Annotated in this window: 11 protein-coding genes and 1 pseudogene; 2 read left to right on the top strand and 10 right to left on the bottom strand. The window is 68.3% G+C overall.

The features are described from left to right. Positions 1-546 (bottom strand): annotated as a pseudogene (locus WAZ62_RS14520) (hypothetical protein); the annotation flags it as partial. Positions 547-721: 175 nt separating this feature from the next. On the opposite strand from WAZ62_RS14520, the gene WAZ62_RS14525 reads away from it, so the two are divergent. After that, entirely contained in the window at positions 722-1,141 is a 420-nt protein-coding gene (locus WAZ62_RS14525) for a CoA-binding protein (protein WP_422644254.1), read from the top strand. A 108-nt stretch (positions 1,142-1,249) separates the two neighbouring features. Beyond that, a complete protein-coding gene (locus tag WAZ62_RS14530) occupies positions 1,250-2,527 on the top strand; it encodes an O-acetylhomoserine aminocarboxypropyltransferase (RefSeq protein WP_422644255.1) in 1,278 nt (425 codons plus the stop codon). A 97-nt stretch (positions 2,528-2,624) separates the two neighbouring features. On the opposite strand, the gene ubiM is transcribed toward WAZ62_RS14530, so the two are convergent. The 9 genes from ubiM to phnH all read right to left on the bottom strand — a co-directional run. Beyond that, on the bottom strand, positions 2,625-3,797 hold the full coding sequence (gene ubiM / locus WAZ62_RS14535) for a 5-demethoxyubiquinol-8 5-hydroxylase UbiM (protein WP_422644256.1): 1,173 nt from the start codon (positions 3,795-3,797) through the stop codon (positions 2,625-2,627). An 83-nt stretch (positions 3,798-3,880) separates the two neighbouring features. Then, positions 3,881-4,846 carry an alpha/beta hydrolase gene (locus tag WAZ62_RS14540; RefSeq protein ID WP_422644257.1) on the bottom strand — a complete coding sequence of 322 codons (966 nt, stop codon included), beginning with the start codon at positions 4,844-4,846 and terminating at the stop codon, positions 3,881-3,883. 72 nt (positions 4,847-4,918) lie between these two features. After that, positions 4,919-5,611 (bottom strand): DUF1045 domain-containing protein, encoded by a 693-nt coding sequence (locus tag WAZ62_RS14545; protein WP_422644258.1) that lies wholly within the window; start codon positions 5,609-5,611, stop codon positions 4,919-4,921. 2 nt (positions 5,612-5,613) lie between these two features. Then, on the bottom strand, positions 5,614-6,750 hold the full coding sequence (locus tag WAZ62_RS14550; protein ID WP_422644259.1) for an alpha-D-ribose 1-methylphosphonate 5-triphosphate diphosphatase: 1,137 nt from the start codon (positions 6,748-6,750) through the stop codon (positions 5,614-5,616). Beyond that, positions 6,747-7,439 carry a phosphonate C-P lyase system protein PhnL gene (gene phnL, locus WAZ62_RS14555; RefSeq protein ID WP_422644260.1) on the bottom strand — a complete coding sequence of 231 codons (693 nt, stop codon included), beginning with the start codon at positions 7,437-7,439 and terminating at the stop codon, positions 6,747-6,749. The genes WAZ62_RS14550 and phnL overlap by 4 nt, the downstream gene beginning before the upstream one ends. Before the next feature lies 1 nt (position 7,440). Then, positions 7,441-8,217, bottom strand: coding sequence for a phosphonate C-P lyase system protein PhnK (phnK, locus tag WAZ62_RS14560; protein WP_422644264.1), 777 nt, complete (start codon positions 8,215-8,217; stop codon positions 7,441-7,443). Then, a complete protein-coding gene (locus WAZ62_RS14565) occupies positions 8,207-9,064 on the bottom strand; it encodes an alpha-D-ribose 1-methylphosphonate 5-phosphate C-P-lyase PhnJ (protein WP_422644261.1) in 858 nt (285 codons plus the stop codon). Before WAZ62_RS14565 ends, phnK begins: the two co-directional genes overlap by 11 nt. Continuing rightward, entirely contained in the window at positions 9,061-10,146 is a 1,086-nt protein-coding gene (locus WAZ62_RS14570) for a carbon-phosphorus lyase complex subunit PhnI (protein WP_422644262.1), read from the bottom strand. Before WAZ62_RS14570 ends, WAZ62_RS14565 begins: the two co-directional genes overlap by 4 nt. 9 nt (positions 10,147-10,155) lie before the next feature. Next, the coding region (phnH, locus tag WAZ62_RS14575) for a phosphonate C-P lyase system protein PhnH (protein WP_422644263.1) at positions 10,156-10,557 on the bottom strand (402 nt) is incomplete at its 5' end.

Below are 10,557 nucleotides of genomic sequence, written 5' to 3' on the forward strand. Positions count from 1 at the left end.
CGCGAGTCCGGCGGCGGGGGCCATCGGGGCCGCCGACGCGCCAGCGGGCATCGGCGGCTGGACCACGGGGCCGAAGCCGAACAGCACACCGCGTGGCGATGGAATGCCCCGCCCCGTGGGATCGAGGGCGATGCTGCCCCAATCGGTCAGTACCGGCTGGTCGCCGACGACATAGACCCGGTCGAGGCCGGGGATTTCCAGCGCGGCGGCGATCAGCGTGCCGAGGCTTCGCTCGTCCTCGTCGGTCGAGGCGCCGAGTCGCGCGGCCTCGCCCCGGATCTCGCCCACCAGCCGGCCGAGACGGGATTGGACCTCGGCGCGTTCGTCCGCCGGAAGGTCGATGAAGCGGCGCATGGCGCCATCCATCGCCGCGTGCCATTCGATGAAGGCGCCAGCCTCGCGCGGGCGGGCGAAAAGCGCGGCGTGGCCGGGCCCGAGACGCGCCGACAGATGACCGGCGAGCCTGTCGCGGGCGAGGAGCGGCGAAAGGCCGTCGACCTTCAGGGTCTCGACCCGGTCCATCCTGGTGGTAGCGACAAGCGTCATGTTCGCCCGCTGAAGATTACACGGATAGCAACGGCCGCCGGTCCCGCCGGTTCCGGCCGGGCGGCGCAGTGTAGTCCATCGCTGGCGGGTCGGACAGATGCGCCGCGCCCCCTGCTCTCGGCGATTGACGACCGCGCCGCGCGGGGGTCCACTGCGGCGGCAAAGGAGACCCGCCATGGCCTATCCCCGAGACGATGCCGCCCTGCGCCGCCTGCTGAGCGAAACCAGGGTGATCGCCCTCGTCGGCGCCAGCGCCAAGCCCGCCCGCGCCTCCCACGAGGTCATGGACTATCTGCTGCATCGGGGCTACCGGGTGATTCCGGTCAATCCCGGCCTCGCTGGCGGCGTGATTCTCGGCCAGACCGTGGTCGGGCATCTCGCCGATATCACCGAGGCCGTCGATCTTGTCGATATCTTCCGCGAGGAAAGCGCGCTGGGCGGTGTCGTCGACGAAGCGATCGCGATCAAGGCCAAGGCCGTGTGGATGCAGCTGGGCCTTGCCGATGACGCGGCCCGCGACCGGGCCGAGGCCGCGGGCCTCATCGTCGTCATGGACCGCTGCCCCAAGATCGAAATCCCTCGCCTGATTTTATAAACAAGAATTCGCTGTTGTTCATTTCAAATTAACAACAGCGAAAAGGAATTAACTGGACAACACAACAAGCCGTTGCCTAAATAACGGCAGCCTCAATGGAGACCAGGAATGAGCGAGTACAAGCCTGCCTTTGAAACCCGGACCATCCATGCCGGCGCGGCGCCGGATCCGGCGACCAAGGCCCGGGTGACCCCGATCTACCAGACCTCGTCCTATGTGTTCGACGACGTCGATCACGCCGCGTCGCTGTTCGGCCTGCAGGCCTTCGGCAATATCTACACCCGCATCATGAACCCGACGAACGCGGTGCTCGAAGCCCGCATCGCCGACCTCGAAGGCGGCACCGCCGCCCTCGCCGTCGCCTCGGGCCATGCGGCGCAGTTCCTGGTGTTCCACACCCTGCTCTCGCCCGGCGACAAGTTCCTCGCCTCCCGCAAGCTCTATGGCGGCTCGATCAACCAGTTCGGCGAGAGCTTCAAGCAGTTCGGCTGGCAGGTGATCTGGGTCGATTCCGATGACCCGGAGAATTTCGAGCGCGCCTTCGTGCCGGGCGTTAAGGCGATCTTCGTCGAATCGATCGCCAACCCGGGCGGCGTCGTCACCGACCTGGCCCCGATCGGCGCCATCGCCAGGAAGCATCACATACCGCTCATCGTCGACAACACGCTGGCGACGCCCTATCTGGTGCGGCCGTTCGAGCATGGCGCCAACATCATCGTCCATTCGGCGACCAAGTTCCTGGGCGGCCACGGCAATTCGATCGGCGGCCTGATCGTCGACGGCGGCAATTTCGACTGGCTGGCGGACGACAAATATCCGCTGCTGTCCAAGCCCAATCCGTCCTACGCCGGGCTGGAACTGGGCAAGACCTTCGGCAACATCACCTTCGCGATCGCCGCCCGGGTCCTGGGCCTGCGCGACCTCGGGCCGTCGCTGGCGCCGTTCAACGCCTTCCTGATCCTGACCGGGACCGAGACCCTCGCCCTCAGGATGGAACGGCACAACGCCAATGCAATCGCCGTCGCCCGCCATCTGAAGGCGCACGACAAGGTGGCCTGGGTGTCCTACGCCGGGCTGGAAGACGACAAGTACCACGCGCTCCAGCAGAAATACGCGCCGAAGGGCGCCGGCGCCGTCTTCACCTTCGGCCTGAAGGGTGGCTATGAGGCGGGCGTCAAGCTGGTGCAGGGGGTGAAGCTGTTCTCCCACCTCGCCAATATCGGCGACGTGCGCAGCCTGATCATCCATCCGGCCTCGACCACCCACAAGCAGCTGACCCCGGCCCAGCGCGCCGCCGCCGGCGCGGGCGACGATGTCGTCCGCCTGTCGGTCGGGATCGAGAATGTGGCCGACATCATCGCCGACCTCGACCAGGCCCTGGCCTGAGGATCAAGCCGGGGGCGCCCCGCGCCCCCGGCTCATTCGTCCTCCCCCCGTCATGCCGACAAGGGCCGGCATCTCGACCCGGAAGGGACGGGGATGCTCAGACCGCCTGGGTCAGATGGGCGGCGATGGCCTTCTTCACCGGCACCATGCGGTTGGCGAAATGGAGCGCGGCCTTGCGCAGTAGGCGGGCGGGCGGGCGCTCGTCGGTATAGAGCGAGGCGATGAGATTGGTCGCCTGATAGAGCGGGAAGGTCGCCGTCCGATGCGCGCGGTCGTAATCGGCGAGCAGGCCCGGGTCGGCGATGTCGCGGCCGATGCGGACCGCCTGGATCAACCGGCCGGCCAGCCGCTCCTGCGATTGCAGACCGAAGTTGAAGCCATGGGCGGTGACGGGATGCATCCCCACCGCCGCGTCGCCGACGAGTGCGCAGCGCGGCCCGGCGAAGCGGTCGGCGAAGACCCCGACCAGCGGATAGACGTGGCGGGTGCTGGCCAGCTTCATGGCGCCCAGGCGGCCATCGAAGCGCCGGGTCATCTCGGTGTTGAAGTCGTCCGGCGCCAGGGCCATGACCGCCTGCATCTGGCCCTGCGGCAGGGTCAGCACGGCGGACGCACGCAACCCGTTCAGCGGCAGCATCGCCAGGGTCTGGCCATAGCCGAACCATTCCCAGGCAACGTGCTCGTGATCGACCTCGTGCTCCATGCGGCAGACCATCATGGAGCGGCCGAAATCCCTGGTCGCGGCGCCGATACCCAGCATCCGCCGGGTCTCGGACCAGCGGCTGTCGGCGCAGACGATCAGCCGGGCGGAAATTGTCTCCCCCGACGACAGGGCGATGCGGACACCCTGAGCGTCGCGCTCGATGCCGGTCACCCTGGTCTCGGCGATCAGGCGCGCCTCGCCCGCGTCCATCAGCGATGAGAAGGCGGCCTTGCGAATGAGGTGATTGGGCACGAGATAGCCGAGGGCATCATGACCCGCCGCCGCGGCCTTGATCTGCATGGCGAAAAGCGACGGCCCGTCCATCACCCGCGCGTCGCGCAAGGGCGAGATGTCGGCGGCATCGATCCGCGACCACAGGTCGAGGGTTTCCATGATCCTGCGCGAGGCATGGGTGAGCGCGATCTCCCGCCCGTCGAAGGCGGGATCGGCCAGGGCGGCGCGCGGCTGCTGCTCGATCAGGGTGACGGACAGACCGCTGCCGGCCAGGGCGCGGGCGAAGCTCAAGCCGGCCGGTCCGGCCCCGACGATGGCGATATCTGCATCCATGACGTGCCTCGATGTCCTATCTGACCAGCGGCATACTACGCCCTTGCGGCCCTGAAAAGGCTACGGCGTGCCGCACCCCGCGATCAGCGGATCGTCTGTCGCAGGAATTGACCGATCTTGTCGATCGCCGCGCGGCCCTCGGGAATGTAGCGGGCGAAGGCGTGCCAGACGTGGGGCATCCGGTGCCAGACATCGATTTCGACGGGCACGCCCGCCGCCCGCAGGTTGGCGACCATCCGGGTCGAATCCGACAGGAGCACTTCGTCCGAGCCGACATGGATCAGGGTCGGCGGCAGGCCCGAAGCCTCGCCGAAGATGGGCGAGGCTTCGGGGTGTTTCGGGTCCGCGCCCTGCAGATAGATCATGCTGCCGTAGATGACACCGGGCAGCGGGATCATCGGATCCGACTTGGCGTGCAGGTAGTGGCTCTCGCCGGTCACGGTCAGATCGAGATAGGGCGACAGGCCGACCGCCGCGCCCGGCATGGGCAGGCCGAGGGCCTTGAGTCGCATGAGGAGGCCGAAGGTCAGGCCGCCGCCGGCTGAATCGCCCATGATGGCGATCCGCTCCGCCGGAATGCCGCTGTCGAGCATAAAGCGGTAGCCGGTCAGGGAATCGTCGATCTGGGCCGGAAAGGCGAATTCGGGCGCCAGGCGATAATCGATCACCAGCATCCGCGCCGCCGCCGCCTTGGCGATACGCCAGGTAAAGCCGAGATGGGTCTTCGGCGAGCACATGACATAGCCGCCGCCGTGGAGATAGAGGATATGCCGGCCCTCGGTCGCGTTGTCCGGCTCGATCCAGTGGCCGGGCACGCCATCGGCGTCAACGTCGATCACCTTCACGTCGTCGGGCGGCGGCGGCAGGCGGCGCGACAGTTTCTCGACCTGGGCCCGCACCACCTGGACCGGAATATCGAAGCGGATGCGGTTCTTGAAGGTGCGGCGCAGGAAGGCGCGCAGCAGGCGGGCACGCAGGCTGATCTTGCGCGGCCGGTCGCCCGCGACCGAGACGACGAGCGCCCCCGAATTGCCCTCGACCGATGCCATGCCCGCTCTCCCCCACTGCTTATTGCACTTATGCTGCAGCATAGTGGCAAGCGGGCGCGGCGCCCGCAAGCCTCAGGCCGCGAGCGGCAGGCGCGCCCGCACGGTGAAGGGCCCGCCCGGGACCTCCTGCACGAAGACGCAGGCCTCCACGACCGCGACCGCCCTGCCCTCGATGGGCGCGAAATGGCCGAGCGCGGCGACCTCCACCCGCTCCCGCTCGGGCGAGGTCAGGTTGGCCGACAGGGTCATGTGGAAGCGCCATTCGTCGAAGACGTAAGGATAGCCCCAGCGGTCCAGAAGCGCGTCCTGCGCCGGGCTGAGGGGGTGTTTCTTCCGTTTCTCGAGTTCGGCCGGGGTGGGCGGGGCGCGGAACTCGTCCAGCCCCGCGACCAGCGGATCGGCCAGCCCGCGCCAGGGCGCCACGTCGCCCGCCGGCACCAGGGCGAGAAAGCCGCCGATCCGGCCGACCTTCAGCGGCGGCGCGGTGAAAACCTTCACGCCGGCAAGAATGGTGCGCGCGGCCTCGATGAAATCCTCCGGCGACACGCCGTCGCGCAGGCGCATCGGCGGCTTCAGCGTGGCGTGAAAGCCGTAGCCGCGCGGCCCCGCCGTGATCTCGGCGAAGCGCGCCGTGCTGATCGGCGGCAGCAGGGGCTGGGCGGCGGGTGCGCCGGTTTCCGCGTCGCGGCCGAGCCATTGGCTGCCCAGACGGTGCAGCGGGCCGGCAAGCGGCGGCGCCCAATAGAGCGCGTAACGATAAGCCACGATCACATCACCCGCCGGCCATCGCGCCAGACCATGTCGACGACGGGCATGGCGCCGTGGCGCCGCACCCGCAGCACGTCGGCGCGCAGGCCCGTTTCCAGCCGGCCGATATCGTGAAGGCCGATCGCCGCCGCCGGATGGGCGCTGACCGTATTGATCGCCGCCGGCAGGGAAAAGCCATGGGCGTCATGCAGGATGAAGGCACCGATCAGCATGGACGACGGCACATAGTCCGAGGCCATGATGTCGAGCACGCCATTCGCCGCCAGTTCCGCGACCGAGACATTGCCGGAATGGGAGCCGCCGCGCACGAGATTGGGCGCCCCGGCGATCACGCTCATGCCCTGGCCGTGGGCGGCCCGCGCCGCCTCGATGCTGGTCGGGAATTCGGCGAGGGTGATGCCCTCCGCCAGCGCCTCCGCCACTTCGTCCGGGGTGCGGTCGTCGTGGCTGGCGACGGGAATGCCGCGCGCCTTGCTCAGTTCTATGATTTCCGCGCGATGCGCAGGGCCGACGGCGTCGCGCAACGACCGCCGCTTGTCGACATAGGCTTCGAATTCGGCATCGCTCAGCTGCGGATATTGCTGGCGGTATTTCGAGCCGTCGAGGAACTGGCGCTGACCCGGCGTGTGGTCCATGACCGAGGCGAGCAGAAGGTCCGGGTCGTCGGCGAGGCCGCGGAACAGCTCGACCACCTGTTCATGGCCGATCTCGCAGCGCAGGTGCAGGGCATGGCGCGCCTTGAACATGCCGTTGGCCCGGCCTTGGCGCCAGGCATCGACGGCCAGGCCAAAGGTCTTCACCCGCTCCCCATCCGGCCAGACGTCGCCGACGGCGAGACTGTCGAGCACCGTGGTGATGCCGGCGGCCAGTACCTGACGGTCGTGGGCGACGATCGCCGCTTCCGCCGGCCAGGGCACCCGCACCCGGGGCATCATGTGTTTCTCGAGGTTGTCGGTGTGAAGATCGACGAGGCCGGGCAGCAGAAAATCGCCGTCCATGTCGATGGCGCTGGAGTGGCTCGATCTCCCCTCCTCCACCGCCGCGATGAGGCCGTCGCGCAGCACGAGGGTCGCGCCGTCCAGCACCGCGTCGGCGGTGACGACCCGCGCATTGGTCAGGATGATGTCCTTGCTCATGCCGCCTGCTCCACACGCTTCATCGGCAACAGTCTGGTCGCGATCCGCGCCCGCAGGACGCCGTCGTGACAGATGGCGAGAATCGCCGTGCCCCGATCCTTGGCCTCGTCGATCAATTCCGCAACCACGGCGGCGTTTTCCGCGTCGAGCGACGCCGTCGGCTCGTCGAGCAGGAGGAGCGGCCAGTCGACGACGAAGCCCCGCGCGATATTCACCCGTTGCTGCTCCCCGCCCGAGAAGGTCGCGGGCGGCAGGGTCCAGAGCTTTTCGGGCAGGTTCAGGCGGCGCAACAGGCGGGCCGCCTTGTCCCGCGCGACTTCGGGCGTATCGCCCCGCGCCCGCGCCGGCTCCGCCACGATGTCGAGGGCGGCGACCCGGGGCACGACCCGCAGGAACTGGCTAACATGGCCGATGGTGGTCCGGCGCAAGGTCATGATCTCGCGGGGGCCAGCGCTGGCGACATCGATGCCGGCGACCAGGATTTGCCCGCCGTCGACGCGGTAGGTGCCATAGACCGCCTTGATCAGGCTGGATTTGCCGACACCCGAAGGCCCGTCCAGCACCACGCATTCGCCGGGGAAGAGATCGAGATCGACCCCGGCGAGGACGTCGAGCCGAAGCCCCCCGCGCAGATGCTGGATGAAGTGCTTGTGAATGCCCCGGAGGGACAGGATCGGTTGCATCGTCATCTCAGGCCGCCAGGACGGAGGAAACGAGAAGCTGGGTATAGGGCTCGCGCGGGTCGTCCAGCACCTGATCGGTCAGGCCTTCCTCGATCACCCGGCCGCCCTGCATGACCATCAGCCGGTCGGCCAGCAGCCGCGCGACGCCGAGGTCATGGGTGACGATGACGACGGAAAGCCCGAGGTCGGCGACCAGCGAGCGCAGGAGGTCGAGCAGCCGCGCCTGCACCGAGACGTCGAGGCCGCCGGTCGGCTCGTCCATCAGCACGAGGCGGGGGCCGGAGACGAGATTGCGCGCGATCTGCAGGCGCTGCTGCATCCCGCCCGAGAATTCCGTCGGACGGTCGTCGATGCGCGCGCCGTCGATCTCGACCCGCCGCAGCCAGTCGAGGGCGCTTTGCCGGATGCGGCCGTAATGCCGGCCGCCGGTCGCCATCAGCCGCTCCCCGACATTGCCGCCGGCGGTGACGGCAAGACGCAGGCCATCACGCGGATTCTGATGCACGAAGCCGAGTTCGGTGCGCGCCAGATGGCGGCGCCGCGCCTCCGGCAGGGCCAGAAGGTCGAGCACCTCCCCCGAGGTCTCGCGGTAAGACAGGCTGCCGCCAGAGGGCGCCAGCAGCCCGCCGAGGAGTTTCAGCAAGGTGGTCTTGCCCGAGCCGGATTCGCCGACGATGCCGAGAACATCGCCGGGCCAGAGATCGAAGGAGACGCGCCGCACGCCCTGGCCGTTGCCATAGTCGAAGCACAGGTCCCGGGCCGAGAGGATCGCATCAGGCGGCATTTTCATGGGCCTGCCCTTCCTGCCGCTCGCGGCAATGATCGGTGTCGGAACAGACGAAAATGCGGCCGCCCACATCGTCGATCACGATCTCGTCGAGGAAGCTGTCCGTGTCGCCGCAGATGGCGCAGGGGTGCCCCGGATGATCGACGGCGAAGGGATGATCCTCGAAATCGAGGCTGCGCACCGCCGTATAGGGCGGAATGGCGTAGATGCGCTTTTCCCGCCCCGCGCCGAACAGCTGCAGTGCCGGGCAATCCGACAGTTTCGGATTGTCGAACTTGGGGATCGGGCTCGGGCTCGTCAGGTAACGGCCCGCGACCTCGACCGGGTAGTCATAGGCGCGCTTGATCTTGCCGTGGATCGCGATGTCCTCGTAAAGCTCGACCTGCATCACGCCATAGTCGCCGAGGGCATGCAGGGCGCGGGTCTCCGCCTCCCTCGGCTCCAGCCAGCGCAGTGGCTCCGGGATCGGCACCTGATAGACGAGGATCTGGTCCTCGGTCAGCGGCGTTTCGGGAATGCGGTGGCGGGTCTGGATCACGCTCGCCTCAATTGTGCGCGTCGTCGTCGCGACGCCCGCCGTCTTCGCGAAGAAGCGGCGGATGGAGACGGCGTTGGTGGTATCGTCGGCGCCCTGATCGATGACCTTCAGCGTGTCGGAAGGCCCGAGCACGGCCGCCGTCACCTGTATGCCGCCGGTGCCCCAGCCATAGGGCAAGGGCATCTCGCGCGAGGCGAAGGGCACCTGATAGCCGGGCACCGCCACCGCCTTCAGAAGAGCGCGGCGGATCATCCGCTTGGTCTGTTCGTCGAGATAGGCGAAATTGTAACCGCTGTCTTCGCTCATTCCGCCGCCTCCTTCAGGGCCTTGGCCCGCAGCGCCCGCACGAGCTGCAATTCCGCCTGGAAGTCGACGTAATGCGGCAGTTTCAGGTGCTGCACGAAACCCGATGCCTCGACATTATCGGCATGGGATAGGACGAATTCCTCGTCCTGCGCCGGGCCTTGCACCGCCTCGCCCAATTCTTCCGCCCGCAGCGCCCGGTCGACGAGGGCCATGGCCATCGCCTTCCGCTCGCCCCGGCCAAACACGAGGCCGTAACCCCTCGTGAATTGGGCGGGACGGGTGGCATCGCCCTTGAACTGGTTCACGCTCTGGCATTCGGTCAACACGATGTCGCCGATATCGATGGCGAAGCCGAGCTCCGGCACCTCGACCTCGACCGAAACCTCGCCCTGGCGGATTTCACCGGCGAAGGGATGGTTGCGGCCATAACCCCGCTGGGTGGAGTAACCGAGGGCGAGCAGGAAACCCTCGTCGCCCCGCGCCATGGCTTGCAGACGCAAGGGTCGGCCGGCGGGAAAGCTCAGCGGCTCCCGCGTCAGGTCGGGAACCGGGCCGGTCTCGTCCGTGGGCGGAACTTCCCGCTCCATCAGCCCTTCGCCGGCCAGAAGCTCCAGCACCCGGGGCATCGCCCCTTCGCCCGGCTTCGCCTTCGGCACCGCCGGCACCTCGCAGCCCTCGGCGGCCAGGGCGAAGTCGAGCAGGCGGTGGGTGTAATCATAGGTGGGGCCCAGGATCTGGCCGCCGGGCAGGTCCTTGAAGGTCGCCGAAATCCGCCGCTCCACCGCCATCTTCGCGGTATCGACAGGAAGGCTCCCGGCGAAGCGGGGCAAGGTGGTGCGATAGGCGCGGAGCAGGAACACCGCCTCGATGACATCGCCCTGTGCCTGCTTGAGCGCGAGGGCGGCGAGATCGGGATCATGGAGCGAGGCTTCCGCCATCACCCGGTCGACCGCGAGGCCGAGCTGTTCCCGGATCTGGTCGAGGCCGATTTCGGGAACGGAAGGATCGCCCCGCCGCTCTTCCGCCAGCCAGGCGTGGGCGGCGTCGATCGCCGCTTCGCCGCCCTTTACCGCGACATACATGGCCGCCTCCTACTCGATGCGCAGGCTGCGCGGCAGGGCCGCCAGCCGGTCGCCACAACACAGGACAAGATCGACGCCGCGCGGAAACAGCGCCTGCTGCGCCGCCCAAGACCCGACGAAACCCTCCGGCAGGCCCTCGACCGCGAGATGTTCGACCTCGCGGATACCCGGCCCGCGCAGGGCCAGCCGGGGGCCGCTACCGAGCGCCGTAATCTCGACGATCACCGTCGCGGACTGGTCCGGCATGGCATCGCTGCCAGCGGCGAAACGGCTGAGCGGCAGCAACGCGGCGCCCGTGACGACGACGAAACTCGCCGTATCCTCGCCCGCCAGCGGCGCGCCCAGCCGGCCGGCGACGAAACCCCGCAAGGCGGGCGTCGCCGCGACATGAACCGGCGTGTCGCCATCGGC

The sequence above is a fragment of the Zavarzinia sp. genome (genome assembly GCF_049306435.1).
In the GTDB taxonomy this organism is placed as follows: Bacteria; Pseudomonadota; Alphaproteobacteria; order Zavarziniales; family Zavarziniaceae; genus Zavarzinia.

What these genes read in the sequence shown, in the direction of transcription:
- WAZ62_RS14525 (WP_422644254.1), top strand. Translation starts at nt 722, where the DNA reads ATGGCCTATCCCCGAGACGATGCCGCCCTGCGCCGCCTGCTGAGCGAA.
- WAZ62_RS14530 (WP_422644255.1), top strand. Translation starts at nt 1,250, where the DNA reads ATGAGCGAGTACAAGCCTGCCTTTGAAACCCGGACCATCCATGCCGGC.
- ubiM (WP_422644256.1), bottom strand. Translation starts at nt 3,797, where the DNA reads ATGGATGCAGATATCGCCATCGTCGGGGCCGGACCGGCCGGCTTGAGC.
- WAZ62_RS14540 (WP_422644257.1), bottom strand. Translation starts at nt 4,846, where the DNA reads ATGGCATCGGTCGAGGGCAATTCGGGGGCGCTCGTCGTCTCGGTCGCG.
- WAZ62_RS14550 (WP_422644259.1), bottom strand. Translation starts at nt 6,750, where the DNA reads ATGAGCAAGGACATCATCCTGACCAATGCGCGGGTCGTCACCGCCGAC.
- phnL (WP_422644260.1), bottom strand. Translation starts at nt 7,439, where the DNA reads ATGACGATGCAACCGATCCTGTCCCTCCGGGGCATTCACAAGCACTTC.
- phnK (WP_422644264.1), bottom strand. Translation starts at nt 8,217, where the DNA reads ATGCCGCCTGATGCGATCCTCTCGGCCCGGGACCTGTGCTTCGACTAT.
- WAZ62_RS14565 (WP_422644261.1), bottom strand. Translation starts at nt 9,064, where the DNA reads ATGAGCGAAGACAGCGGTTACAATTTCGCCTATCTCGACGAACAGACC.
- WAZ62_RS14570 (WP_422644262.1), bottom strand. Translation starts at nt 10,146, where the DNA reads ATGTATGTCGCGGTAAAGGGCGGCGAAGCGGCGATCGACGCCGCCCAC.